Annotated in this window: 23 protein-coding genes; 7 read left to right on the forward strand and 16 right to left on the reverse strand. The window is 62.9% G+C overall.

The window, feature by feature from the left end; translation table 11 throughout:
- Positions 1-43: 43 nt before the first annotated feature.
- From ACFRJ9_RS10755 to ACFRJ9_RS10825, 15 genes are all read right to left on the reverse strand, one after another.
- On the reverse strand, positions 44-739 hold the full coding sequence (locus ACFRJ9_RS10755; protein WP_377667363.1) for a MazG nucleotide pyrophosphohydrolase domain-containing protein: 696 nt from the start codon (positions 737-739) through the stop codon (positions 44-46).
- Positions 717-1,859, reverse strand: a complete 1,143-nt coding sequence (locus ACFRJ9_RS10760; RefSeq protein WP_377667365.1) for an adenosine deaminase — start codon at positions 1,857-1,859, stop codon at positions 717-719. The genes ACFRJ9_RS10755 and ACFRJ9_RS10760 overlap by 23 nt, the downstream gene beginning before the upstream one ends.
- Positions 1,860-1,921: 62 nt before the next feature.
- A complete protein-coding gene (locus tag ACFRJ9_RS10765; RefSeq protein ID WP_377667649.1) occupies positions 1,922-2,605 on the reverse strand; it encodes a DedA family protein in 684 nt (227 codons plus the stop codon).
- 192 nt (positions 2,606-2,797) lie between these two features.
- On the reverse strand, positions 2,798-3,448 hold the full coding sequence (locus ACFRJ9_RS10770) for a DedA family protein (protein ID WP_377667368.1): 651 nt from the start codon (positions 3,446-3,448) through the stop codon (positions 2,798-2,800).
- 85 nt (positions 3,449-3,533) lie between these two features.
- The gene (locus ACFRJ9_RS10775; protein WP_377667370.1) at positions 3,534-4,844 is read right to left on the reverse strand and encodes a thymidine phosphorylase; all 1,311 of its coding nucleotides are present in this window, start codon (positions 4,842-4,844) and stop codon (positions 3,534-3,536) included.
- Complete coding sequence (locus tag ACFRJ9_RS10780; RefSeq protein WP_377667372.1) at positions 4,841-5,254, reverse strand: cytidine deaminase; 414 nt, start codon at positions 5,252-5,254, stop codon at positions 4,841-4,843. Before ACFRJ9_RS10780 ends, ACFRJ9_RS10775 begins: the two co-directional genes overlap by 4 nt.
- Before the next feature lie 2 nt (positions 5,255-5,256).
- A complete protein-coding gene (locus ACFRJ9_RS10785; protein ID WP_377667375.1) occupies positions 5,257-6,546 on the reverse strand; it encodes an ABC transporter permease in 1,290 nt (429 codons plus the stop codon).
- A complete protein-coding gene (locus ACFRJ9_RS10790; RefSeq protein ID WP_377667377.1) occupies positions 6,543-7,889 on the reverse strand; it encodes an ABC transporter permease in 1,347 nt (448 codons plus the stop codon). Before ACFRJ9_RS10790 ends, ACFRJ9_RS10785 begins: the two co-directional genes overlap by 4 nt.
- Positions 7,882-9,399, reverse strand: coding sequence for an ABC transporter ATP-binding protein (locus ACFRJ9_RS10795; protein WP_377667379.1), 1,518 nt, complete (start codon positions 9,397-9,399; stop codon positions 7,882-7,884). Before ACFRJ9_RS10795 ends, ACFRJ9_RS10790 begins: the two co-directional genes overlap by 8 nt.
- A gap of 129 nt (positions 9,400-9,528) precedes the next feature.
- Positions 9,529-10,596: a BMP family protein gene (locus tag ACFRJ9_RS10800; RefSeq protein ID WP_377667652.1), complete on the reverse strand. Its 1,068-nt coding sequence runs from the start codon at positions 10,594-10,596 to the stop codon at positions 9,529-9,531.
- A 266-nt stretch (positions 10,597-10,862) separates the two neighbouring features.
- On the reverse strand, positions 10,863-11,879 hold the full coding sequence (locus tag ACFRJ9_RS10805; protein WP_377667381.1) for an NADP-dependent oxidoreductase: 1,017 nt from the start codon (positions 11,877-11,879) through the stop codon (positions 10,863-10,865).
- The gene (locus ACFRJ9_RS10810) at positions 11,876-12,307 is read right to left on the reverse strand and encodes an organic hydroperoxide resistance protein (protein ID WP_377667383.1); all 432 of its coding nucleotides are present in this window, start codon (positions 12,305-12,307) and stop codon (positions 11,876-11,878) included. The genes ACFRJ9_RS10805 and ACFRJ9_RS10810 overlap by 4 nt, the downstream gene beginning before the upstream one ends.
- A gap of 44 nt (positions 12,308-12,351) precedes the next feature.
- Positions 12,352-12,786, reverse strand: a complete 435-nt coding sequence (locus tag ACFRJ9_RS10815; protein ID WP_377667386.1) for a MarR family winged helix-turn-helix transcriptional regulator — start codon at positions 12,784-12,786, stop codon at positions 12,352-12,354.
- Positions 12,787-12,896: 110 nt separating this feature from the next.
- The gene (locus tag ACFRJ9_RS10820) at positions 12,897-14,102 is read right to left on the reverse strand and encodes an amidohydrolase (protein WP_377667388.1); all 1,206 of its coding nucleotides are present in this window, start codon (positions 14,100-14,102) and stop codon (positions 12,897-12,899) included.
- 109 nt (positions 14,103-14,211) lie between these two features.
- The gene (locus tag ACFRJ9_RS10825) at positions 14,212-15,345 is read right to left on the reverse strand and encodes a mannose-1-phosphate guanylyltransferase (RefSeq protein ID WP_377667390.1); all 1,134 of its coding nucleotides are present in this window, start codon (positions 15,343-15,345) and stop codon (positions 14,212-14,214) included.
- Between the two features lie 253 nt (positions 15,346-15,598).
- Here ACFRJ9_RS10825 and sdhC point away from each other — a divergent pair, with 253 nt between their 5' ends.
- The 5 genes from sdhC (at position 15,599) to ACFRJ9_RS10850 (ending at position 20,016) form a co-directional block, all read left to right on the forward strand.
- Complete coding sequence (gene sdhC, locus ACFRJ9_RS10830; RefSeq protein WP_089594138.1) at positions 15,599-15,979, forward strand: succinate dehydrogenase, cytochrome b556 subunit; 381 nt, start codon at positions 15,599-15,601, stop codon at positions 15,977-15,979.
- A gap of 3 nt (positions 15,980-15,982) precedes the next feature.
- Positions 15,983-16,444 carry a succinate dehydrogenase hydrophobic membrane anchor subunit gene (locus ACFRJ9_RS10835; RefSeq protein WP_377667392.1) on the forward strand — a complete coding sequence of 154 codons (462 nt, stop codon included), beginning with the start codon at positions 15,983-15,985 and terminating at the stop codon, positions 16,442-16,444.
- 98 nt (positions 16,445-16,542) lie between these two features.
- A complete protein-coding gene (sdhA, locus tag ACFRJ9_RS10840; protein WP_377667394.1) occupies positions 16,543-18,342 on the forward strand; it encodes a succinate dehydrogenase flavoprotein subunit in 1,800 nt (599 codons plus the stop codon).
- Entirely contained in the window at positions 18,342-19,124 is a 783-nt protein-coding gene (locus tag ACFRJ9_RS10845) for a succinate dehydrogenase iron-sulfur subunit (RefSeq protein ID WP_211713080.1), read from the forward strand. Before sdhA ends, ACFRJ9_RS10845 begins: the two co-directional genes overlap by 1 nt.
- A gap of 115 nt (positions 19,125-19,239) precedes the next feature.
- Positions 19,240-20,016 (forward strand): alpha/beta hydrolase family protein, encoded by a 777-nt coding sequence (locus ACFRJ9_RS10850; RefSeq protein ID WP_377667397.1) that lies wholly within the window; start codon positions 19,240-19,242, stop codon positions 20,014-20,016.
- A gap of 78 nt (positions 20,017-20,094) precedes the next feature.
- Here ACFRJ9_RS10850 and ACFRJ9_RS10855 read toward each other — a convergent pair whose 3' ends face one another.
- Positions 20,095-21,396 (reverse strand): ABC transporter substrate-binding protein, encoded by a 1,302-nt coding sequence (locus ACFRJ9_RS10855; RefSeq protein WP_377667399.1) that lies wholly within the window; start codon positions 21,394-21,396, stop codon positions 20,095-20,097.
- A 109-nt stretch (positions 21,397-21,505) separates the two neighbouring features.
- Here ACFRJ9_RS10855 and ACFRJ9_RS10860 point away from each other — a divergent pair, with 109 nt between their 5' ends.
- Positions 21,506-22,417 (forward strand): glycoside hydrolase family 43 protein, encoded by a 912-nt coding sequence (locus ACFRJ9_RS10860; RefSeq protein ID WP_377667401.1) that lies wholly within the window; start codon positions 21,506-21,508, stop codon positions 22,415-22,417.
- A 173-nt stretch (positions 22,418-22,590) separates the two neighbouring features.
- Positions 22,591-24,858, forward strand: a complete 2,268-nt coding sequence (locus ACFRJ9_RS10865) for a hypothetical protein (protein WP_377667404.1) — start codon at positions 22,591-22,593, stop codon at positions 24,856-24,858.
- Positions 24,859-24,912 lie beyond the last annotated feature (54 nt).

A 24,912-nucleotide genomic window follows, 5' to 3' on the forward strand; every position in this document is an offset into this window, starting at 1 on the left:
TCGAGAGTGGCTTAGGTTACGGCACGGCTTCCAAAGGCTCACGTCATGAAGGCCGGGCGTGCCCGTTCTGGAACGATCGAACCGCTGCGCGGAGGGCCCGTTCGGCGTCGAGACCCTGCTCCCTGGCCCCGGCGACGACGGCGAACAACAGCTCACCGAGCGCCTCTTCCGAGGCTGGGATGACAGGAACCACGACGTCGGCCGGGCGGCTGCGGGCGTCAACCGGCAGTCCCGCGCGGGCTGCCCGTTCCAGGGACTTCTGCGCTGCTGCCAACGCCGGAAGGTGCGGCGGAATGCCTTCGAAGGGATCCTCCCGCTCTGGTTTCTCCGCACGTTTGGCGGCGTCCCACTTGAGGATGATTTCCTCGACACTCGCCGGGAAACTCTCCTGCAGGGAACCGTCCGCTTTGAAGACGTGCCGGTTTCGTCGGACCATCTTGGCGTTGATGCCGCGCGCAACAGCCTCAAAGTCGAAACTGCCGCGCTCCTCGGCGAGCCGGGCGTGAAGCACTACCTGTAGCAGCACATCACCCAGCTCGCCGGGAAGTTCGTCGTCAACAGCGCCGGACTCGATCGAATCCACCACTTCGTAGGCTTCCTCGATCAAGTACTCAACCAAGGACTCGTGCGTCAGCGCGCCCATCCATGGGCAATGCTCACGCAGCGAGGCGATGGTCGCGATCAGTACGTCGATGGCCGGAACGGCAGGATTGTCCTTAGCCGAGGTTGGCGTAGGCATCGTTGATGTACTCGACCAACGCTTCGCGCTCGTCCAAAGGCAGGAACGCTGCCTCTGCGGCGTTGAGCGTCAGCTCAAGCAGATCGTCGAGGTCGTAGTCGAAAGTCTCCACCAGGAGCTCGAACTCGTCCGTCAGGGTGACCCCGCTCATGAGCCGGTTGTCGGTGTTGATGGTGACGTTGAAACCGAGCTGGAAGAGCATGTCGACGGGGTGGCTTTCGATGCCTTCACCGAAGGTGGAGATGGCGCCGGTCTGAAGGTTGGATGACGGGCAGATCTCCAGGGCGATTCCGCGGTCGCGTACCCAGGCCGCCACGCTGCCGATTGTCACCATGCCGATGGTGTCCTCGCCGTCGTCGTCCGAGTTGTCTTCAAACTCAACCGTGATGTCTTCGGCGATGCGGACACCGTGGCCGAGGCGCAAGGCGCGTCCGTCCACCAGTGCCGATTGGATGCTGTCCAGGCCAGCGGCCTCACCGGCATGGACAGTTGCGGGGAAGTTGTTCTCGGCCAGGTACGTGAAGGCGTCCTTGAAGCGGGAGGGGAGGAAGCCGTCTTCGGCACCGGCAATGTCAAAGCCCACAGCGCCGTTGGCGCGGTGGCGTACGGCGAGTTCGGCGATTTCCTGGCCGCGGTCGGCATGCCGCATGGCGGTGATGAGCTGTCCGACCTGGATCTGCTGGCCGCGTTCTTCGGCCGCATCCACACCGGCTTCAAGGCCGGCCTGGACAGCCTCCACTACCTCGTCCAGGGTCAGGCCGTTCTGCAGGTGCTGCTCGGGTGCCCAACGGACTTCGCCGTAGACAACGCCGTCTTCGGCGAGGTCTTCAACGAATTCCTTGGCAACCCGGAACAGGCCTTCCCTGGTCTGCATGACGGCGATCGTGTGGTCGAATGTCTCCAGGTAGCGGACCAGCGAGCCGGAGTCGGCAGATTCGCGGAACCATTCGCCCAACGCAACAGGGTCAGTAGACGGCAGCGTATGGCCGGCAGCCTGGGCCAGTTCAATGATGGTGGCGGGGCGGAGTCCTCCATCCAGGTGATCGTGGAGGGAAACCTTGGGAAGGCTCTTCAGGTCGAAGTCGAGGGCAGGGGCAGCGTCAACAATGGGCTCAGTCACGTACTAAGACTAGTCCCCCGACAACGCCCAAGGCCCGCTTCGCACGCCAGGGAGAGGCAGGCTTAACTGGCAGGCTTGGAGAGGTCGACGCCGGCAGCCGCCTTTTCCGAGGCATCCGCCCCGGGGACTTCGCTGCCCGTGGCCGCCGCACGAGCCGCGTCCTTCTTTTCCAAGTGCTTGTGCCACCAGCGCAGTGCGTGGTCCACCACGATGCCCAGAACCACTGCGAAGGCCACGGCAATGCCGACACCCAGGAGCGGGTTGTTGTGAACCCACTGCCCTGCGAGCAGGCCGATGCCGATGGAGTAGGCAACCCAGGTAACGCAGGCGAAAGCGTCCAGCCAGAAGAAGGTCCTGTGGCGGAATCCGGTCTGCCCGGCAACGTAGTTGACGGCAACGCGACCCCACGGAATGTAGCGGGCCGTAAAGATCAACACCGCCCCGCGCTTGTCCAACTCATATTGCGCCCAGCCGAACATCTTCTGGACCTTGGGCCTGCGCATCCACTTCCATCGGGTGAGGCCGATCTTCCGGCCCAGCATGTAGGCCATGTTGTCGCCTGCCATGGCACCCACCAGTGCGGTCGCACCCAGGATCCACAGGTTGGGCTCCCCGCTGTGAAGGGACAGCGCCGAGAGGCCAACGATGGCTGTTTCGCTGGGAAGAATCGTGGCAAATCCGTCAATGAAGAAGAAAACCAGGAGTACCGGGTAAATCCAGGGCTGCCCGGCTGCATGCTCGAGCATTTGGTTCAAAAACTCCACGCGGGGGTAGCTCCTAGACGAATATGACTTGACACTGTGACGGAAGTCGCTCTTAGTGTCCCATGGCCGGGACGTCGTTCGCTACGCCCCAGCCTTGGGATCACACGTTAACGCTATCGGCGGGCATGCTGTGGCGTCGTCAACCACCGGGCTGATCTTCCGGGCCGGTCCGTGTCATACCGTGGGTGGAGGCGGGGCACTTTCATCGGGGATATTCGACCCGTCCAAGGGGACGGATCCACGGACCCTGCTGATGATGCGATCAATGATGACCCCCAGGATCACAGCCACCACTATGGCGATGACGGCGCCCAGCAGATGGTTGTCCTCGAACCAGACCCCGAAGAAGTACCCGAGCACCACGGAATAGCTCGCCCATAGAACGGCTGACATGGCAGTGAAGGCCACAAAGCGGCGGTGGTTGAAGTGGGTGGCACCTGCAGTCAGGTTGACGGCAACCCTGCCAATGGGGATGAATCGGGCAACCATGATGAGGGAGGCGGCCCGGCGTCGGAGTTCCTTGCCCGCCCAGCGGAAAGCGCCCTGCATGCGCTGGGTGCGCATCCAACGCCACCGTTGGATGCCGATGCGGCGGCCAATGATGTAGGCGATATTGTCCCCGGAGAACGCTCCTATCGCCGCCATCAGACCCAGCAGCCACACGTTGGGCGAACCGCTGCTGCCTGAGACTGCGCTGAGTCCCACCACCACGGATTCGCTGGGAATGGGCGGGAAGAAACCATCAATGACGCAGCACGCCAGCACGAGGAACAACACCCACGGCTGCTCCGCTGCGGCGAGGATGAAATCGTTGATGGCCTGCACGGTTTCCTCACGGTAGCCGGCTCCCCATTGGTGCCGGATGACGGATATTCCGGGTTGCCCGATGCGGGCAACCCGGATATTCAGCCTAGGCGATCCGGTCGATAATGAGCTGATGCGCCGGGCGGGACCCCTCTGGCGCGATCACTACCGCGTCCTGGAGCGCTTCCTTCGCCCGATCGAACTTCTCAGGCGTGTCCGTCAGGAGAGTCATCAAGGGCTCGCCTGCGCGGACCAACGCGCCGGGCTTGGCGTGCATCCGGACTCCCGCGCCGGCCTGGACCTGGTCCTCCTTGCGTGCCCGCCCTGCTCCCAGCCGCCACGCGGCAACACCCACGGACAGCGCATCCAGACCCACCAGGACACCATCTGCCGGAGCGTAGACCACCTCGGATTCGCGGGCCACCGGCAGGGCAGCGCGGGGGTCGCCGCCCTGGGCTTCGATCATCCGGTTCCAGACGTCCATGGCCCGTCCGTCTTTGAGGGCCGCCGCAGGATCGGCATCGTGGATGCCCGCGCCCGCCAGCATTTCCTCCGCCAGCCGGACCGTCAATTCGACGACGTCTTCCGGACCACCGCCGGCAAGGACTTCCACTGATTCCTGGACCTCGATCGCGTTTCCGGCGGTCAACCCGAGCGGCGTGGACATATCCGTGATCAGCGCAACGGTGTGCACGCCGGCGTCCTTGCCCAGGGCCACCATGGTTTCGGCGAGCTCCCGCGCCCGAGCCTCATCCTTCATGAAGGCGCCGGAACCTACCTTGACGTCCAGCACCAACGAGCCCGTACCCTCCGCGATCTTCTTGCTCATGATCGAAGAGGCAATCAGCGGTATGGCTTCCACTGTTCCGGTAACGTCACGCAACGCGTACAGCTTCTTGTCAGCCGGAGCGAGGCCGGAACCGGCAGCACAAATGACCGCCCCGACGTCCTGCAGCTGGGCCATGATCTCGTCGTTGCTCAAGTTCGCGCGCCACCCGGGAATGGCTTCGAGCTTGTCCAGCGTCCCTCCGGTGTGGCCGAGGCCGCGGCCGGAGAGTTGCGGAACCGCGACGCCGAAAACGGCCACCAAGGGTGCCAACGGCAGCGTGATCTTGTCCCCCACCCCACCGGTGGAGTGTTTGTCGCTGGTAGCCTTCATGCCGCCGTCGGGCCTTGTCAGGGAGGAAAAGTCCATCCGCTCCCCCGAGGCGATCATCGCCGAAGTCCAACGGGAGATCTCTGCACGGTCCATTCCGTTGAGCAGGATGGCCATGTTCAACGCGGCCATCTGTTCTTCGGCGATGACGCCACGGGTGTAGGCGTCGATGGTCCAGTCGATCTGTTCGGCGCTGAGAGTGCCTTTGTCCCGCTTGATGGAAATGATCTGGACGGCGTCGAACGCTTCGGTGCTGGTCACGTGGTTTCCTCCAGGTTTTCGGGACCGAAGGCGTCAGGCAGCACCTGGTCCATGGATTTGATTCCCTGCGTTGTCATGAGCTGCATGCCCGGCGCCCTGAATTCGTACAGCAACTGGCGGCAGCGTCCGCACGGCATGAGGATGTTGCCTTGGCCGTCCACGCAATAGAAGGCGGCGAGCCGGCCACCGCCGGACATGTGGAGCTGGCCCACCAACGAACATTCGGCGCAGAGCGTCAGCCCGTAGCTGGCGTTCTCCACGTTGCAACCGCTGATGATCCTGCCGTCCTCGGTGAGGGCCGCAGCCCCCACCGGGAACTTGGAATACGGTGCGTAGGCCCGCTCCATGGCGGACACCGCAGCGGCTTCCAGGGCGGCCCAATCGACATACCCGTCGTGAAGAGTCGGCATGGTCAACCCTTCACGTACGGTATGCCGCTGGCGGCCGGTGGCCGCGACTTACCCACCAAACCCGCGACGGCGAAGATGGTCACCAGATACGGCAGCATGGCCATGAACTGGCTGGGCACCGGGGTACCAATGATGCCCAGGATCGATTGCAGGTTGTACGCGAACCCGAACAGCAGCGATGCCAGGAAGGCTCCAATCGGGTTCCAGCGGCCGAAAATCAGTGCAGCCAAGGCGATGAAGCCGCGGCCGCCGGAGATTTCCTTGGTGAAGGAGTCGATGGTTACCAGCGTGAACACTGCTCCACCGATGCCCGCCACGGCCCCTCCCAACGTCACGTTCCAGAAGCGGGTGGCGTTGACGTTGATGCCCAGTGTGTCGGCAGCCTGCGGGTGCTCACCGACAGCGCGCACGCGAAGGCCCCACCGGGTCTTGAACAGGCCGAACCACACCACGGCAACGGCCACGTACATGAGGTAGCCGGCAATTGACTGCTCGAACAGGATCGGCCCGATGATCGGAATATCGGAAAGGAACGGGATGGGCAGAATATCGAGCCGGCCAGGGGTGTTGAACTGCTCCTTGTTGGGAACCATGACGGTGCCGAACAGGAAGCCTGTGAGGCCGGAGACCAACACATTCAGGACAACGCCTACGATGATCTGGTTGACGAGGTACTTGATGCTGAAAACTGCCAGCACCATGGACACGACAGCACCAGCGGCGGCCGCGGCGATCAGGCCGATGTAAGGGCTGCCGGTCACTGTGGCCACCAGGGCTGCAGTGAAAGCGCCGCCCAGGAGCTGGCCTTCGATGGCAATGTTGACCACGCCCACCCGCTCACAGAGCACGCCTGACAGGGAGCCAAACACCAAGGGCACTGCCAGCGTGACCGAACCTGCGACGAGGCCGGCCAGCGAAATGGAAGGCTGGCGTGCGCCTGCCACGATCCAGACAAGCAAGGCGAACACGAAGACCACGGCGAACACGATTGGCAGCCACCTGGGAGAGCGCTCCCCTCGTGTCCACAAGTAGATCGAGTAGGCGGCCATGGCGAGCAGCAGGATGCCCAGGACAACGCCGCCCACCTGCCCGGGAATCATCAGGGCGGGAACTACAACTGCGTCCCCGGAATCGCTGATCTTCATTTCGGCGGTCTGGTCCGGGCCCAGCAGGCCAAAGAAGACCAAAGCCACCAGTGCCAGGACTGCCAGCGTTATGGGGACCTTCAGGGAAGGGCGGAATCCCGGCAGGGCCGTTTCTCCCGCTTTGGGAGCGGTGGTTGTTGCGCTCACTTGGCACCTCCGGTGGCGTTGGCAAGGGCAGCTTTCGTGGCCGCCTTCGGTGTCTTGTTCTTCTTCTTCTTTTTGGGTTCAAGCCGGAAGATCGACCTGATCAGAGGCGGAGCAGCGATGAAGAGGACAATCAGCGATTGCACCACCAGCACGATGTCGATGGGTGTGCCGGTTTGGATCTGCATCTGGACAGCGCCTGCCCGGAAAGCTCCGAACAGCAGGCCCGCGAAGAACGTTCCCCACGGGGTACTCCTGCCCAGCAGCGCAACGGTGATGGCGTCGAAGCCGATCTGCGCCGCGACACCACCGGTCAGGACTTTCTCCGTGCCGGCCACTTGGGCCACGCCGGCGAACGCCGAGAGCGCACCTGCCAGTGCCATCACCAGGATGGTGGCCCGCGATACCTTGACGCCTGCCGTGCGGGCGGCCACCGGGTTGGCACCGACTGCCCGGAACTCAAAGCCGATCGTGGAGCGGTTCAGCAGCCACCACACACCCACGGTCAATGCCACTGCCACGAGGAAGCCGAGGTGGAGGCGGGATCCGGGAATGAGGATGGGATACGTGGCCGAATCGTCCAAGCGCGGCGAAATGGGGCTGTTGTCGCCAGGCCTGCGGAACGCCGGAGTATTGAGCAGGAAGTCCAGAAGAAACAGCGCAATGTAGTTCAACATGATGGTCACGATGACTTCATGCGCACCTGTTTTGGCTTTGAGGATGCCAACGATCGCACCCCAGGCGGCGCCACCGAGGACGCCCATGATGATCACTACCAGCAAGTGAAGCGGGAAAGGCATGTGCCAGGCGAACCCCGCATATGCTGCCAGTGTTGCACTGATGATGATCTGGCCCTGCGCACCAATGTTGAAGAGGCCGGCGCGAAAGGCAAGTGCCACACCCAGGCCCGCGCAAATCAACGGGGTGGCTACGGTCATGGTCTCGAGCAGTGGCAGGAAGCCTTGCCTCGAGTTGAACACCGAGCCTTGGAAGAGGGCCACATAGCTCTTGGTCATGGCGTTCCACAGCGCCAACAGGAAATCGCCGGGTCGGGCAAAGAAATAGCCTGCGGTCTCGGCAACCTTCTTGTCCGTGCTGGCAATCAGCAGCCCGCCCAGGAACAGCGCCACGATGACCGCGAGGACCGACACGAAACCGTCGCCCATGACGATCCGGCGCAGAAGGCTGCCCTGTTGGTGTCCCGAGTCTCCGCTCTGGGAGGACACCGGCACAAGTGAAGGTTCCAACATGCCGCCGGCGGTATCGAGTGAGACGTCTGCGGCGCGGACTTCCGAGGTGGATTCAGCGGGTGTCTGCTCGCTCTCGGACTGGTTGTTATCAGTCATCGGAGCCTCCTTCCGGGCCGACGCCGGCCATCATCAAGCCAAGGGTGTCACGGGGCGTTCCTGCAGGAACGATGCCCACGAGTTTGCCTTTGTACAGCACCGCGATCCGGTCTGCGAGCTCAATGACTTCATCGAGCTCAGTGGAAACGATCATCACAGGCGTACCGACGTCGCGCTCGGCGACGATGCGCTTGTGCAGGAACTCGATGGAACCTACGTCGACGCCACGAGTCGGCTGGCTCGCGATGAACAGCCGCAGCGGCCGGGACAGCTCCCTGGCCATGACCACCTTTTGCTGGTTGCCGCCGGACAGTGTTCCGGCGGCGGACCCCGCCGACGGGGTCCGGATATCGAACTCCTCGATCTTGGCTTTCGCGTTCTCCACCACCTTGGCGGGCTTCATGCTGATGCCGCGGGCGAACGGTGCCTGGTCGTAGAGGTCAAGGACCAGGTTCTCGGCGACCGAGAACGGGCCAACGAGCCCGTCCACCGTACGGTCTTCCGGGACAAACCCGACGCCGGAACGCAGGACGTCCTTGACGGGTAGGCCCAGCAGCTGCTTGCCGTCCAGCGTGACCGAACCCGTGACATGCTCCTGCACGCCGAGGATGGCTTCCGTCAGTTCTGTTTGGCCGTTGCCTTGGACACCGGCGACGGCGAGGATCTCGCCTTTGGCGATGTCGAAGCTGATCCCGTCCACCACGTTGGTGCCGTTGGCGGCCCGGACCGTCAGGTTCTCCACCACGAACGTGGTTTCCTTGGGCTGTGCTGGGGCTTTGTTCAGGCTCAGGCTGACCGGGCGGCCCACCATCATGGACGCCAACTCCGTAGCGGCGGCAGAGGGAGGCGCGTCACCTACCACCTTGCCGCGGCGGATCACGGTGATGACGTCCGAGACGGCTTTTACTTCCCTGAGCTTGTGGGAGATGAAGACGATGGATGTCCCGCCCGCTTTGAGTTGCCGCATGATGTCCAGGAGTTCGTCCGTTTCCTGCGGAGTCAGAACTGCCGTAGGTTCGTCGAGGATCAGGACTTTGGCTTGGCGGACCAGGGCCTTAATGATTTCAACACGCTGCTGGACACCTACGGGGAGGTCCTCCACCAAGGCGTCGGGATCGACGTCAAAGCCGTACTTCTTTGAAATTTCGCGGATCTTCTTCCGGGTCTCCTCGATACTGAGGACACCGCCGAAGGAAGTTGGTTCCGCACCTAGCGCCACATTTTCGGCCACGGTGAAGACCGGAACCAGCATGAAGTGCTGATGCACCATGCCGATGCCCGCAGCCATGGCATCGCCGGGGCCACGGAAGGCCACAGGCTGGTCGTCCACGAGGATTTGTCCGGCCGTGGGCTCATACAGCCCGTACAGCACGTTCATGAGGGTTGATTTTCCGGCGCCGTTTTCGCCGAGGAGGCAGTGGATCTGGCCGGATTCGACCACGAGGTCAATGTCTTGGTTGGCGTAGAAGGTCCCGAAAGCTTTCGAGATCCCCTTCAATTCGAGTTTCACAACTCCCACCGTTCTGTGAGTCCGAGGGACGTTACTGCCGTCAAGCCTTTGGCTTGCGATCAGCCTAGTCAGGGCAAAAACGCGCCGCCAGTACCGAGGCTCGGTACTGGCGGCGCGTCCAGGAATTGCTTACTTTTTAGGGCTGGCCTGGGACTCGACAACCAGCTTGCCGGAGACGATGTCCGCCTTCAGGGCATCGAGTTCGGACTTGGTCTCTGCGGAAACCGCAGAATCGAGATCGTGGAACGGAGCCAGGGCTACGCCCTCGTTGGCCAGGGTGCCAACGTAGGCTTCGTTACTGAACTTGCCGTCCTTGTCATCCTTCACCACGGTTTCAACAGCCTCACCCATCTGCTTGACCACGGAGGTCAGCATCAGGTCCTTGTACTCAGGAGCGGTGAGGTAGCCGTCGGAGTCAACCCAGATGAGCTTGACGTCCTTGCCGGCCGCCTTGGCTTCCTTCAGTGCGGCTCCGGCACCCTTACCGACGGGACCAGCTACGGGCATTACGATGTCCGCGCCCTGGTCCAGAAGGTTCTTGGTGATCTGCTTGCCGGTGTCCTGCTTTTCGAAGTCACCGGTGAACGAGCCGTCCTGCGTGCTCTTGTCCCAGCCGACAACCTGGACAGACTTGCCCTTGGCCTTGTTGTAGGCCTGGACGCCGTCATAGAAACCGTCCATGAAGATGGTGACCGTGGGGAGCTTGATGCCGCCGAAGGTGCCTACCTTGCCGGTCTTGGAGGCTGAGGCAGCCGCGTAGCCTGCCAGGTATGCGGCCTGTGCGGTGTCATAGACCACCGGCTTCACGTTGGCGATGGGGGTCGCGTACGAGTAGTCGATGATGGCGAAGTGCTTGTCCGTGTTCTTTTCCGCAGCGGCCTTGGTGGCATCGCCCAGGAGGAAGCCGACCGTGACGGTCAGGTTACAGCCAGCGGAGATCATGCCGTTCAGGTTGGTCTCAAAGTCGCTGTTGGCCTTGGACTCAGCCGACTTCATGGTGATGCCGAGGTCCTTTTCGGCCTTCTGCAAGCCTTCGTATGAGGACTGGTTGAAGGACTGGTCATCGAATCCGCCGGAGTCGGAAACGATGCATCCGACGAAGTCGCTCTTGGTTGCCGAGCTGGAACCGGCGTCTGGGGCTTGCCCGCAACCGCTGAGCAGGAGCGCTGCGGCTCCTGCAGTTGCAACACCGGCCATTGAACCGCGCTTAAGGGTGGCACGCAGTGGGTTCTTCAATTTTCCTCCAGGAAGAAAGTGAGTCGCGCTACGACGGATGGTCAATGAGTGTCCGTTTCGAATACCCCGAGGCAGAAATTCTGTTTTCACTGAAGTTTCGCAGCACTGCGCCGAAGCGCCTTGATATGACCAACACTAGTGGCGTGGACCACAAGCAGATAGCACAAATCAGTCCTGGCAGGCAGATTGTTGACTTTTTGTTACCAAGCAGTAGCCGGCAACGCAAGTCACAAGCGGACGAGCATCTTTCCCGTGTTCGCACCATCGAGCAAATCGATGAACGCCTGGGGTGCATTCTCCAGGCCGTCCACGATCGTCTCGTCGTAGCTCACGGTCCCGTCGGCCAACCAGCCGGCCATCTTGCCGGCGAATTCGGCGGCGTGCTGGCGCTGTCCACCCACCAGGAACCCACGCAATGTCAGCTGCTTTCCGATGGCTGCCGCGAGGTTCCTTGGCGCGGCCGGAGGCTCAGTGGAGTTGTACTGCGCAATGGCGCCGCACATGGCTACCCGGCCGCCGACGTTGAGCGTGGCCAGCGCGGCCTCAAGGTGCTCGCCGCCAACGTTGTCGAAGTACACGTCAATGCCGCGCTCCCCCGCTGCTTCACGGAGTTGGTCCAGCACCGGGGCATCGTTGTAGTTGAAGGCGGCGTCGAAGCCGAGCTCCAGCAACCGCGCCACTTTCTCCGGCGAACCAGCACTGCCGATAACCTTGCCGGCACCCATGGCCCTGGCGATCTGGCCCACCATCGAACCGACGGCGCCCGCGGCTCCGGACACGAAGACAACATCGCCTTCCTTGAATTCCGCCACCTTGAGCAGGCCCGCGTAGGCGGTGAGGCCGGTCATGCCCAGCGCGCCCAGGAACGCGGACGTCGGGGCGAGGCCGGCGGGTACCGGGGTAGTCGCCGCGGCGTCCACAACTGCGTGTTCGCGCCAACCGAGCTGATGCACGACGACGTCACCCACCTTGTGCGCGTCCGAACGCGACGCGATCACCTCACCCACAGCACCGCCGTCGAGCGCTGCATCCAGGCCGAAGGGCGCCGAGTACGACTTGACGTCGTTCATGCGGCCCCGCATGTAGGGATCTACCGACATGAACTGGTTCCGGACCAGGAGCTGGCCTTCGCCAAGTTGGGGCAGCTCGGAAGCTGCCAACCGGAAGTTCTCCGGGGCCGGACGTCCTACCGGGCGGGAGGCAAGCTGGATCTCGCGGGTTTCAACCGGCGTTGCGGCGCTCATGCTGCGAACTCCACGAGCTTGAGGTCCACTGCCATGTTTCCGCGCGTGGCGTTCGAGTAGGGGCAGATCTGGTGGGCCTTGGCCATGAGGGCTTCCGCGGTGTCGCGGTCCAAGGCGGGCAGGGCGATTTCCAGTTCCGCAGCCAGGCCGTAGCCTTCGCTGTCCGTGAGCGCACCGAAGTGGATCTTTGCAGCAACGGCCGAATCACTGAGGTCCACGCGGTCCTTGCGTCCAACCAGGCGCAGGGCCGAGTGGAAGCAGGCGGCGTAACCGGCGGCGAACAGCTGCTCGGGGTTGGTGCCTTCACCATTGCCACCGAGTTCCACCGGGCTGGCCAGTGCCACGTCCAGTTTGCCGTCGTTGGTGCGGGCGTTGCCGTCGCGGCCTTCGCCGGAGGCCAGTGCCTCGGCTGTGTAGAGAGTCTTCATGGTGTTCCGTTTCTTTTGAGGGAATGGATGGCTTGGAAAAGTCGTCACAGTGAGCTGTTCAAGGCGGCCGTGAGCTTGCCGAGGGTGGAATGCAGCTGCTCGATCTCGCCCGCCGAAAGGCCGGCTGCGTCGGCGAGGCGCTGGGGCACGGCCTGGGCGCGGGCACTCAGGGCGGTTCCGGCGTCGGTCAGGATGACGTCCACGCGGCGCTCGTCCTCGGCCGAGCGGCGGCGTTCAACCAGGCCCATGCCTTCGAGGCGCTTCAGCAAGGGCGACAATGTGCCGGAGTCGAGGCCGAGTTCGGCACCGAGCTCGCGGACACTGCGTGGTTCCTGCTCCCAGAGCACGAGCATCACCAGGTACTGCGGATACGTCAGCCCAAGATCCTCCAACACGGGGCGGTAGACCGCCGTCGCTGCCTTGGATGCCGAGTAGAGGGCAAAGCAGACCTGGTGGCGGAGGCGGGGAGCATCACTCATGACTAAAACGATAGTGCACAATTCAATTGCGCACAACCTAACTATCGATGAGTAACCCAACCGGGTAGCAGATGAGGCCGTTTCGACGGTTCATCTGCTACCTGCATGGGTTAGTGGTGGAGGTCGCGAACTGTGCGGAGGGCGGCGGCCGTGAGGACACGTATGGCGAACCCGAGGGCGCGTTCGTCCACGATGAAATCACCGCGGTGCAGATCGTATTCCTCGCCGCCCGGCGTGTGCGTACCCAGGCGCATCATGGCTCCTGGAAGGTCTGCCAGGAACCAGGCAAAGTCCTCGCCGCCCATGGACTGCGGCGTCAGGACCACGGCATGCTCTCCCAGTTCAGCCCGGGCAGCCGCCTCGATCAAGGCGGTCTCGTGCTCGGAGTTCACCACCGGGGGAACGCCGCGGGTGTGCTCCATGTGGACATCCACGCCATAAGGGGCGGCGACTTGCTTCACAACATCGTCCAGCAACTCGCCGGCGCCATGCCAGGCGTCCCGGTCCAGGCAGCGCATGGTGCCCGCCATGTACCCGCTCCCGGGAATGGCATTCGGAGCGGAGCCGGCCGAAATCTGGCCCCACACCACGGAAACGCCGCTGCGGACATCCACGCGGCGGGAGAGCACAGCCGGCACGTTCACCGCAATTTGCGCCAAGGCGAAGACCAGGTCCTCGGTCAGATGGGGCCTGGAGGTGTGGCCTCCGCGGCCCGACAGCTCAATCTTGATGGTGTCGGAGGCCGACGTGATCGCGCCGATTCGCGTACCGATCTGGCCGACATTGATCCGAGGATCGCAGTGCAGCGCCAGAATACGCGGCACTCCCTCCAACACGCCCTGCTCGATGCAGGACAACGCTCCGCCGGGCATGGTTTCTTCTGCCGGCTGGAAAATGATCCGGACCGTGCCGCCCAAAGGCGTCTGCTGGTGCATGCGCTGGAGGACCAACGCGATTCCCAGCATTGCGGTGGTGTGGACATCATGGCCGCAAGCATGCGTCACGCCATGGTTCTTGGAAGCGAACGGCAGCCCGGTTTCCTCGATGATCGGCAAGGCATCTATGTCCCCGCGAAGGGCCGTCGCGATGGGGCCTTCGCCGACATCGACCGTGACGCCGGTGCCCTCCAAGCGCCGCGGCTTGAGGCCCGCAGCTTCGAGTCGCTCCACGAGTTTGTCCGTGGTGCGGAACTCCTTGAAGGAAAGCTCAGGGTGCGCATGAAGGTCCCGCCGGAATTCGATGAGTTCCGGAAGCAGTTCGTCCAGCCATGGGCTCACCATGGGTGTCGGCTCGGTTTCAGTCGTGTAATTGCGCACGTCACAACTGTAGCCATCCACAGCCCGCTAAGAACGAAAGCCACCTCTTGGTTACGCCGCGTTCAGACGCAGGACAACCAAAGAGGTGGCTCACGGTATAAGCAGTTGCCTACAGTACGTCCGTATCGCCGCTGGCTTTGAGGGCGTCAACAGTGCCCTTGACCAGCTGTGCGTGTTCCTTGGTGGTGACCAGGAGTGCATCCGGGGTGTCCACGATGACTACGTCCTTGATGCCGATCAGGGCAATCACCCGCTTGGTGTCTGAAACCACCACGCCGCTGGCGTTCTCCGCGAACACACGGGCACCTTCACCAAGCACCGTGACTTCATCGACGTCGCCGGCATTGTTCAGGCGACCGATCGCGGCAAAGTCGCCGACGTCGTCCCAACGGAAAGTGCCAGGCACGACGGCGACATCGCCGGCTTCCGCCGCGGGCTCGGCAACGGCGTAGTCAATGGCAATCTTGGGCAACGTGGGCCAGACGCGGGCAGTCACTTCAGCGCGCTGCGGAGTGTCCCAGGCCTCGGCGATTTCCTGCAGGCCGGCGAAGAGCTCCGGCTGGTTGGCTTCCAGGTGCTTGAGCATGAGGGCCACTGGCGCGACGAACATGCCCGCGTTCCAGACGTAGTCCCCCGCCTCCACGTACTTGTTGGCGACTTCCTGGCTTGGCTTCTCAACGAACTCGGCAACAGCCAGCGCGTTGGGTGCACCCTCAACCGAGAGAGCCGCACCGGAGCGGATGTATCCGAAGCCGGTGGAGGGATGGGTCGGCTTGATGCCAATGGTGACGATCTTGCCCGTGGCGGCGGTGTAGATGGCCTCGCGCACGGTCTCCTGGAAGAGGTTGTCCGGGCTGATGACCTGGTCCGCGGCGAAGGAACCCATGATGGTGTCCGGATCGCGGCGGTAGAGGATGGCAGCTGCAAGCCCAATGGCGGCTCCGGAATCCTTCGGTTCGCTTTCGAGGACCAACTCGTCATCCCCGACTTCGGGAAGCTGGCGGCACACGGCGGCCTTGTGCGCCTCTCCGGTCACCACCAGGACCCGCTCCCCCGCCAGCGGCTCGAGGCGGTCGTAGGTGGCCCGCAGCAGCGTGCTGCCGGAACCGGTCAGGTCATGGAGGAACTTAGGCGCAGCGGCACGCGAGAGTGGCCACAAACGGGTGCCCACACCGCCCGCCGGAATAACCGCATGAAAGCGGCTCAATGGCGATTCCCGGAATTTTGCGTCTTCTGTACTCACCGCAACACTTTATCCGACGCTGCCCCGAAGCCCCGCAGAACGCCACACATGTGGTGTTCGTCTCAGGCCATGGCAAAAATCGCCAGAAACCGGGCAGGAAACATGGAATTTACAAGCAGCAAAGTCCGCCCTAAATTGAATAAGCTGTAAGCGAAGCCTAGATTTAGGCGTGAGCTACGAGTGCTCTCGCAGCAGGCGTTCCCCCCGCATGGATCCCATGCCAGCGCCGCTGTGTTGCAGGAAGGTTTATTCAGTGCCGACAAAACCAGCTGGCACCTTGTATCGCGGCCGTGAAGGCATGTGGTCCTGGGTTGGACACCGCATTACAGGTGTAGTGATCTTTTTCTTCTTGTTGGTCCATGTGCTGGACACCTCATTGGTGCGCGTGTCCCCTGAGGCCTACACCGCCGTCATTGGCGCTTACAAGAACCCCCTCATGGCCCTGGGTGAAACGGGCCTGGTCGCTGCGATCATCTTCCACGCCTTCAACGGCCTGCGTGTGATCGCCATTGACTTCTGGAAGAAGGGCGCGAAGTACCAGCGCCAAATGCTGTGGATCGTGCTTGCGCTGTGGCTGGTCACGTTCGCCGGCTTTGCCATCCGCCACCTTTCCCTCGCGCTGGGAGGCCACTAAGCCATGACTACCATCGAGTCCCCCCGCACCGGGAAGATCGCCCCGAAGTACAACCGCACCGGTTCAAGCCGTGGCAACTTCGAGATGATCGCCTGGCTTTTCATGCGCCTGTCCGGCATCGTCCTGGTGGTGCTGATCTTCGGCCACCTGTTCGTGAACCTGCTGGTCGGCGAAGGCATCCACGCCATTGACTTCGGCTTTGTTGCCGGCAAGTGGGCCGATCCGTTCTGGCAGTTCTGGGACCTCGCCATGCTCTGGCTTGCCATGCTGCACGGCACCAACGGCGTCCGGACCATCATCAACGACTACGCCGAGAAGGACTCCACGCGCTTCTGGCTCAAGATGGTCCTTTACGCGGCCACCCTGGTCATCATCATCCTTGGCACCTTGGTGATCTTCACCTTCAACCCGTGCCCCGTGGTGGACGGTGTCCAGCTTCCCGGCGGTTTCTGCCCGGCGCCTTAAGGCCCGTGCCGTAGCGGCCCAGCCCGCTGCGGGCTCGCCTGACGTAGCGGAGCAGCCTCCGCCGACCATCTGAATTTTTGAAAGAGAGAGCATCTGGTATGCAGGTCCATAAGTACGACGTCGTCATTGTCGGTGCAGGTGGCGCCGGCATGCGCGCCGCGATCGAGTCCGGTCAGCGCGCACGCACAGCGGTACTGACCAAGCTCTACCCCACCCGCTCGCACACCGGTGCAGCACAGGGTGGAATGTGTGCAGCACTGGCCAACGTCGAAGAAGACAACTGGGAATGGCACACCTTTGACACCATCAAGGGTGGCGACTACCTGGTTGACCAGGACGCAGCCGAGGTCATGGCGAAGGAAGCCATTGACGCCGTGCTGGACCTGGAAAAGATGGGTCTGCCGTTCAACCGCACGCCCGAGGGCCGGATTGACCAGCGCCGTTTCGGTGGCCACACCCGCGACCACGGCAAGGCCCCCGTCCGCCGTGCTTGCTATGCAGCCGACCGCACCGGCCACATGATCCTGCAGACCCTGTACCAAAACTGTGTCAAGCACAACGTTGAGTTCTACAACGAGTACTACGTCCTGGACCTGCTGATCGTCGAAGAAGACGCAGTGCGTGAAGACGGTACTCCGTACAAGCAGAAGCGCGTTGCAGGCGTTGTCTCCTACGACCTCGCCTCCGGTGAGCTTCACGTCTTCCAGGCAAAGTCGGTGGTATTCGCCTCCGGCGGTGCCGGCAAGGTCTTCAAGACCACCTCCAACGCCCACACCCTCACGGGCGACGGCATGGGCATCGCGTTCCGCCGCGGCATCCCCCTGGAAGACATGGAGTTCTTCCAGTTCCACCCGACCGGCCTCGCCGGCCTGGGCATCCTCCTTACCGAGGGTGCACGTGGTGAAGGTGCCATCCTGCGTAACTCAGAGGGTGAACGCTTCATGGAGCGCTACGCCCCCACCATCAAGGACCTCGCGCCGCGTGACATCGTTGCCCGCGCCATGGCCAACGAAGTCCGTGAAGGCCGCGGTTGTGGCCCGAACAAGGACTACGTCCTCCTGGACCTGACCCACCTTGAGCCCGCACACATCGAGGCCAAGCTTCCGGACATCACCGAGTTCGCACGCACCTACCTCGGTGTGGAACCCTTCACCGATCCGGTCCCCGTGTTCCCCACGGCGCACTACGCCATGGGTGGCATCCCCACCAACATCACCACCGAAGTGCTGCAGGACAACGACACGATCGTGCCGGGCCTCTACGCAGCCGGCGAAGTTGCTTGTGTGTCCGTTCACGGTTCCAACCGACTGGGCACCAACTCCCTCCTGGACATCAACGTCTTCGGCAAGCGCGCCGGCATTGCCGCTGCGGAGTACTCCAAGACGGCCGACTACGTCGAGCTGCCGGAGGATCCGGAAGCAATGACGCGCGGCATCCTGAGCGGCCTGCTCACCGGCACCGGCACTGAGCGTGTAGCCCAGATCCGCAAGGAACTGCAGGACACCATGGACGCCAACATGCAGGTGTTCCGCACCAAGGAATCCTTGGAGCAGGTTCTGAGCGACATCGCTTCCTTCGAGGAGCGGTACAAGAACGTCAGCGTCCAGGACAAGGGCAAGCGCTTCAACCTGGACCTCCTGGAAGCCGTGGAACTGGGCTTCCTCCTGGACATGGCAAAGGTCATGACCGTCGGTGCGCTGCACCGTGAAGAGTCGCGCGGCGGACACTACCGCGAGGACTTCCCGGACCGCGACGACGAAAAGTTCATGAAGCACTCCATGGCCTACCTGGACACTTCTGTCACCGTCGATTCCTCCGCGGAATCCGTTGCGGGCATCCGTCTTGAGACCAAGCCCGTCATCTTCACCCGTTACGAGCCGATGGAGCGTAAGTACTAATGACGACCGAAATGGCAGAGCCCGCTTCCAAGATCGAGCTCCCGGCAAGCGTTGCCGGCGACGGTGAAATCCCCACGTTCCACATCACGCTGCGCGTGCGCCGCTACGATCCCGAAATTTCGGACGAAGCACGTTGGGACGACTACAAGCTGACCATGTACGGCACGGACCGCGTGCTGGATGCCCTCCACAAGGTCAAGTGGGAGATCGACGGCACCGTATCCTTCCGTCGCTCCTGCGCCCACGGTGTGTGTGGTTCCGATGCCATGCGCATCAACGGCCGCAACCGCCTCGCCTGCAAGACGCTGTTGAAGGACCTGGACACGTCCAAGCCCATCACCGTCGAGCCGATCAAGGGCCTGCCCGTGGAGAAGGACCTGATCGTGGACATGGAACCGTTCTTCCAGTCCTTCCGCGAAGTCATGCCGTTCCTGATCAACAAGGGCCATGAGCCCACCAAGGAACGCCTGCAGTCCGTTGAAGACCGTGAGCGCTTCGACGACACCACCAAGTGCATCCTGTGCGCTGCCTGCACCTCATCTTGCCCGGTGTTCTGGACCGACGGCCAGTACTTTGGTCCGGCGGCGATCGTCAACGCCCACCGCTTCATCTTCGATTCCCGCGATGACGCAGGCGACATGCGCCTGGAAATCCTCAACGACAAGGAAGGCGTGTGGCGCTGCCGCACCACCTTCAACTGCTCGGAGGCCTGCCCTCGTGGCATCCAGGTGACCAAGGCAATCGCAGAGGTCAAGCAGGCCATCCTGGCCCGCAAGATCTAGTTCGCCGTTCACCTCGAGAACAGCAAGACGACGGCGCCGCCCACCACTGATGGTGAGCGGCGCCGTCGTCGTTAAGCATTTTCCGCAACCCCCACCGCAACGCAAGGAGAGCAACGTGTCACGCTCTGAGAAGATCAGCTTCACTGGAAGCACCGGCGATACGTTGGCCGGAATCGTGGATGTCCCGGAAGGCGCTGTGCGGGGCTGGGGCGTCTACTCGCACGGCCTCACGCTGGGCAAGGACAGTCCGGCTGCCTCGCGTATCTCCAAGGGACTCGCTGAGCAGGGCATCGGGATGTTGCGGTTCGACAACCTGGGGCTGGGCGGCTCGGCCGGGGAATGGTCCGCCGGCTCCTTCAGCGTCAAAGTGGCCGACACCATCCTTGCCGCCGAGTTCATGAGTCAGCAAGGCCGGGGCATTTCGTTGCTGGTGGGACACTCCTTTGGCGGCGCCGCCGTACTCGCCGCGGCCCGCGACATCCCGGGACTCAAGGCCGTGGTGACGGTTGGTGCACTGTACGAGCCAAAGCACGTTGAGCACATGTTCGATGCCGAGATCGGAACCATTCTGCGCGACGGAAGCGCAGTGGTGGATCTGGGCGGGCGGCCCATGGAAGTCCGCCGGCACTTTGTGGAGGACGTGGAACGCGCCGACCTGCGCGACTGCATCCGGACCCTCCACAAGCCATTGATGGTGATGCACTCCCCCACCGACAACACCGTGGGAATCGACAACGCCAGCGAGATCTTCCGGACGGCGCGCCACCCCCGGAGCTTCATTTCCTTGGAGGGCAGCGAGCACCTCCTGACGGGCAAGGGACAGGCTGCACGGGTTGCTCGGATCATCGGCGCGTGGGCCGATCCCTATCTGGAGATCCGCGACGCCGACTGAGGGCCCTGCCCGCCCATGCAGGTGACAGCAACGTTCCACTGATGCCCCAGTGGAACGTTTGCTGTCACCTAGTCGGGCCTACTTTCCGATGGCGGCTTTGCTTTCACTGAGCCACTGCTCAGCTGCCTTCTCCGGGGTCAGCCTCTTGAACAAGACCTCCGTGTTGACTCGGGCGGTGATCTCCGAGACCGCTGTGGAACCAGTGGGGCCGATAAACGTGGGAGCGAAGTCCATCTTGCCGATCTGGTCGATATAGGCGGCCTCGACCTTGCCCTGCGGTGTCAGCAGGTCCTGGATGGCCGTGCGCATTTCCGGGTTGCTCGGTACACCGCGGTCACTCTGGATGATCTTGGCAGCGGCCTCTTTGTTCACCAGGAAGTTGACCAGCTTGGCAGCAGCGTCTGTGTGCTTGCTTCGCGCGGAGATGGTGTAGAACTGCGAGGACTGGAGCCAGATGCCGGGTGTCGGTGTTTCGCCCGGGAGCTTCATCAGCTTCAGCTCGGCACCAGAGGCCTTGCTAAGGGCGGTCAGTGAATTGCTCCACGTGAGCATCATCCCTGCCTGGCCCATGCCCATGAGCGTCTGCTCCGTACTGACATTAAGCTTTTCCACCGTCTCCGAAGCGCTCGGGGCGGCTCCGGACTCGCTGAGCTTCAGGGAGTAGTCGAAGTATGCCTGGACGGTGTCCTTGTCCAAGCCCAACTGGCCGTCCTGGGTGTACAGGGACTTGCCGCGCTGACGGGCGAAGGCGTCAAGGGAATCGTGCGTGAGGACCGTGGCGGTGCCATACGTTCCCTTGGGGCTCTTGTCCGTTACGTCCTTGGCGATCCTGGCGAAATCATCCCAGGACCACGTGGAATCGTCCGGAAGTGCCACGCCTGCAGCTTGGAACACGGCAGGATTGACGACGATGGCCAAGGCGTTCGCGCCGGTGGAGACACCGTATTGCTTGCCTTGGACCTGCCCGTTTTCCAGGGCACCCTGGTCGATTTTGGACAGGTCGAGGGACGAACTGACCTTGGACAGGTCCAGCAGGGCGCCACGGTTGGCGTATTCGGCCGGATACGCGCCGCCCATGGTGATGACATCGGGGGCATCGTTTGCGGCCACTTGCGTGGCCAGTTTGTCGAAGTAGCCGCCGATGTCTCCATACTCCGGCTTGACCTTGATGTTGGGGTTGGCCGCTTCGAATTCCTTGATGGCCTTGTTGGTGATGTCCGCACGGGTGGCGTTGCCCCACCACGAGAACCGGATCTCCACAGGGCCATCTTCAGGCTGGTTGGATGAAGGGCTGGAACAGGCTGCGGTGAGGCCCAGCAGGCCGACAGCTGTGACGATTGCGATTGATTTTCGAATACCACGGAGAGATCTACGCGCCATTGGGTAAGCTTCTTTCAGACTCAAGAAAACGGTTCCTGATAGTATCAAGTCGCTGTATATTCGTCAATAGTTTTGGCTATGAACTATTTCCGTACCGAAGGAGTCCGCAGTGTCCCCGCTCTTGAACGAGATCCAGATCCGCGATCCATTCGTCCTTTCCCTCCCGGAAACCCGGGAGTATTTGCTCTTTGGAAGCACGGACAAGAACATCTGGTCAGGGCCGGCCACCGGCTTTGACTGCTACCGAAGCAGCGACCTGCTCGCATGGGATGGGCCCCTGGAAGCGTTCCGCCCGGCCCCCGACTTCTGGAGCCAGGAGCAGTACTGGGCCCCGGAGGTCCACGAACACCACGGGCGCTACTTCATGTTTGCGACCTTTACCGCTCCAGGGCGGTTCCGCGGAACGCAGATACTCTCCGCAGACCAGGCCGAGGGCCCCTACGCCCCCTGGAGCGACGGCCCCGTGACACCAAAGAACTGGCAATGCTTGGACGGCACGCTTCACATAGATGCCGAAGGGGCGCCATGGCTGGTCTTCTGCCACGAATGGAAACAAGTGCACGACGGCGCCATGATGGCTCAGCGCCTCAGCCCGGACCTTCGGAGCACAGAAGGGGTGCCGGTGTTCCTGTTCAATGCCTCGGAGGCGCCGTGGGCCCGAGCCCTGGACGTTCCCTCGGTGCAGGACCGTGAGTTTCCCGTCTACGTCACCGATGGCCCATTCCTGTTCCGGCTCAGCAGTGGGAAGCTGGTTATGCTGTGGTCCAGTTTTGGGGACAATGGCTACGCGATGGGCATTGCCCGCAGCCAATCCGGTATGCTACTCGGCCCGTGGATCCAGGAGTCGGAGCCGCTCTGGAGCACCGACGGCGGGCATGGAATGATCGGCCGGACCTTCGATGGAAAGCTGTTCCTGACGCTCCATCAGCCCAACAACAGCCCCAACGAGCGCGCCGCTTTCCATCCCCTCCGCGAGCTTGAGGACACCGTAGTCCTGGAGCGGACACTGGAGGGCTCGTGATCCAAGGGGTTGACACGGCCCCGGAGCGGTACAAGGATTGAATCGTTTCGGAAAACGGTTTCTCACGGCTTTGCGTGGCATGTCGAGACGCTCAGGCCGCCACAGCCGAAACCCGATCCGACCCGATTGTCCCAGCAGCAGTCACAGCAGACAGCATCAGGAGGGCGTGCACAGTGCACAGCCAAAACACCATCCATTCACCGGAGTTCCCGGCTCCGGCCCCTCGCACGAACAACGCCGGCGTCATCGACCGGCAGGCGCTCGTTCAGCGGCACAACGTCCGGCAACAGGAACTCGACCCCAGAAGCCCGGTGTCGGTGGGCAACGGTGAGTTCGCCTTCACCATGGACCTCACCGGACTGCAAACACTGCCGGACAGTTACCCGGTAGGTGCTCGCGACGAGCTTCCGCCGGGCACGCTGCTGGGCACGCAAGCGCAATGGGGGTGGCACTCCGTGCCATCGCCGCACCCCTACGAGCTTTCAGGATCAACCGTCCTCTACGACTCCCCGCGCGGGCCGGTTCCCTATGTGGACATGGTGGGCGAGATCGTCAACGACCGCGAAACGGACACATCCCGGGCTGAAACCTGGCTCCGGGCGAACAGTCATCGCCTCGACTTGGGACGCCTCGGCTTCCGCTGGATAGAGGATGGAATAGAGCGTTCCGTCACCGAAGCCGACGTCACCGGTGCCCGGCAGACGCTGGACTTGTGGACGGGCGTGGCGACCAGCGATTTCTCCATTGCCGGGCAACCCGTCAAGGTCACGACGGCGTGCCACCCCGACCGTGACGAGCTCGGTTTCCGGGTGGAGTCGCCGGCGCTTGGTGCCGGGTTGGTTGTTGGTCTCGCCTTTCCGTATGGCTCAGAGGCCTGGCATGACGCCGCCGATTGGAACAACCCCGCTGCGCACACCACGGTGCTCGGCGGGCCTGTTTCCTCGGAAGACCCCGCCCGAACCACCGAGTGGACTATCCACCGCGAGCTGGACGATTCCCGCTACCGGGTGGTGATCACCGGACAGAATCTAACGGTGGAACACACCGAGGACCATCGGCTCCGAATAGCTCACCCAGTCACTGACAGCACCGGCGCAGCAGGCGTGCTCGATTTCTCCCTCATGTTCGTATCGGCCGGCGATGGCGACTGCATCCCGCGGGGCAGCAACAGGCTGGCAGTTGCAGCTACAGGGGTGGGCAGCGGAACCGAGCCGGCCACCGGCGTCGGGCGTTCACCGGCAAGTAGCGTGGTGGCCGCTTCTGAGGCGTACTGGCCCAAGTTCTGGTCCTCTGGAGGGGCGATCGAACTTGATGCAACCGACGATCCCCGGGCCAAGGAGCTGGAACGCAGGACAATACTGTCCCAGTACCTCACGGCCATCAATTGCTCGGGATCGTTGCCGCCGCAGGAAACCGGACTCGTGTGCAACTCGTGGCGCGGCCGGTTCCACCTGGAGATGCACTGGTGGCACGCCGCGCACTTTGCCCACTGGAATCGTGTAGAGCTCCTCCTGCCCTCTTTGCGGTGGTACTCCACCGTGCTGGAAACGTCCCGGCAAACAGCCAAGGCGCAAGGCTTCAACGGAGTCCGCTGGCCCAAGCAAGTAGGCCCGGACGGGCGCGAAAGCCCCAGCCCCATTGGGACATTCCTGATTTGGCAGCAGCCACACCCCATCCACCTGGCCGAACTCGTGTACCGGGCCACGCCCGGGCGCGAAGTGCTGGAAGAGTTCGCGGAGATCGTCTTCGAGTCTGCTGCCTTCATGGCAAGCTTTGCGCACCCAACTGCGCGGGGCTTCGAACTGGGCCCGCCCCTGATTCCGGCACAGGAAAGCTACGGTTCCATCCGGGGCAAGGTCACCAACCCCACGTTCGAACTGGCGTACTGGCAGTGGGGACTCCGGACCGCAGCTGCATGGCGCGAACGCCTGGGGCTGGAGCCGGTGGCGGAATGGCGGGAGGTGGCAGATGGCCTGGTGCCCCCGCGGGTGATCAACGGGGTCTACGCTGCGATCGACGTTGAACCCTTCACGATCCGCACGGACCACCCTTCCATGCTGTGCGCACTCGGCGTCCTACCCAGGACCGACCTGATAGATCCTGACATCATGCGCGCTACGGTCACCGACGTCCTTGCGGACTGGGACTGGGGCAGCACCTGGGGCTGGGACTACCCCGTCATGGCCATGACCGCTGCCCGGCTGGAAGACCCGGAGGCTGCCGTTGACGCCTTGCTGCTGGACGCCGGAAAGAACACCGTTCTCCCCAACGGGCACAACCGACAAACGGACTCCCTGCCGCTGTATCTGCCCGGAAACGGCGGGCTGCTGGCAGCCGTTGCGTTAATGGCCGCAGGCTGGGACAACGGACCGGGGCGCCACGCCCCGGGGTTCCCGGCTGATTGGACCGTGGCCTGGGAAGGACTGGTGCAGGCGCCGTAGCCCCCCGGGCCATAGCAATGCGGGGTCGCCCAGGGTTTCGAAGGAGCCGGAAGC

The organism is Paenarthrobacter sp. NPDC056912 (assembly GCF_042786555.1).
GTDB lineage: Bacteria > Actinomycetota > Actinomycetes > Actinomycetales > Micrococcaceae > Arthrobacter.

What these genes read in the sequence shown, in the direction of transcription:
- ACFRJ9_RS10765 (WP_377667649.1), bottom strand. Translation starts at nt 2,605, where the DNA reads ATGCTCGAGCATGCAGCCGGGCAGCCCTGGATTTACCCGGTACTCCTG.
- sdhA (WP_377667394.1), top strand. Translation starts at nt 16,543, where the DNA reads ATGCAGGTCCATAAGTACGACGTCGTCATTGTCGGTGCAGGTGGCGCC.
- ACFRJ9_RS10810 (WP_377667383.1), bottom strand. Translation starts at nt 12,307, where the DNA reads ATGAAGACTCTCTACACAGCCGAGGCACTGGCCTCCGGCGAAGGCCGC.
- ACFRJ9_RS10815 (WP_377667386.1), bottom strand. Translation starts at nt 12,786, where the DNA reads ATGAGTGATGCTCCCCGCCTCCGCCACCAGGTCTGCTTTGCCCTCTAC.
- ACFRJ9_RS10855 (WP_377667399.1), bottom strand. Translation starts at nt 21,396, where the DNA reads ATGGCGCGTAGATCTCTCCGTGGTATTCGAAAATCAATCGCAATCGTC.
- ACFRJ9_RS10790 (WP_377667377.1), bottom strand. Translation starts at nt 7,889, where the DNA reads ATGACTGATAACAACCAGTCCGAGAGCGAGCAGACACCCGCTGAATCC.
- ACFRJ9_RS10780 (WP_377667372.1), bottom strand. Translation starts at nt 5,254, where the DNA reads ATGCCGACTCTTCACGACGGGTATGTCGATTGGGCCGCCCTGGAAGCC.
- ACFRJ9_RS10835 (WP_377667392.1), top strand. Translation starts at nt 15,983, where the DNA reads ATGACTACCATCGAGTCCCCCCGCACCGGGAAGATCGCCCCGAAGTAC.
- ACFRJ9_RS10845 (WP_211713080.1), top strand. Translation starts at nt 18,342, where the DNA reads ATGACGACCGAAATGGCAGAGCCCGCTTCCAAGATCGAGCTCCCGGCA.
- ACFRJ9_RS10800 (WP_377667652.1), bottom strand. Translation starts at nt 10,596, where the DNA reads ATGGCCGGTGTTGCAACTGCAGGAGCCGCAGCGCTCCTGCTCAGCGGT.
- ACFRJ9_RS10755 (WP_377667363.1), bottom strand. Translation starts at nt 739, where the DNA reads ATGCCTACGCCAACCTCGGCTAAGGACAATCCTGCCGTTCCGGCCATC.
- ACFRJ9_RS10805 (WP_377667381.1), bottom strand. Translation starts at nt 11,879, where the DNA reads ATGAGCGCCGCAACGCCGGTTGAAACCCGCGAGATCCAGCTTGCCTCC.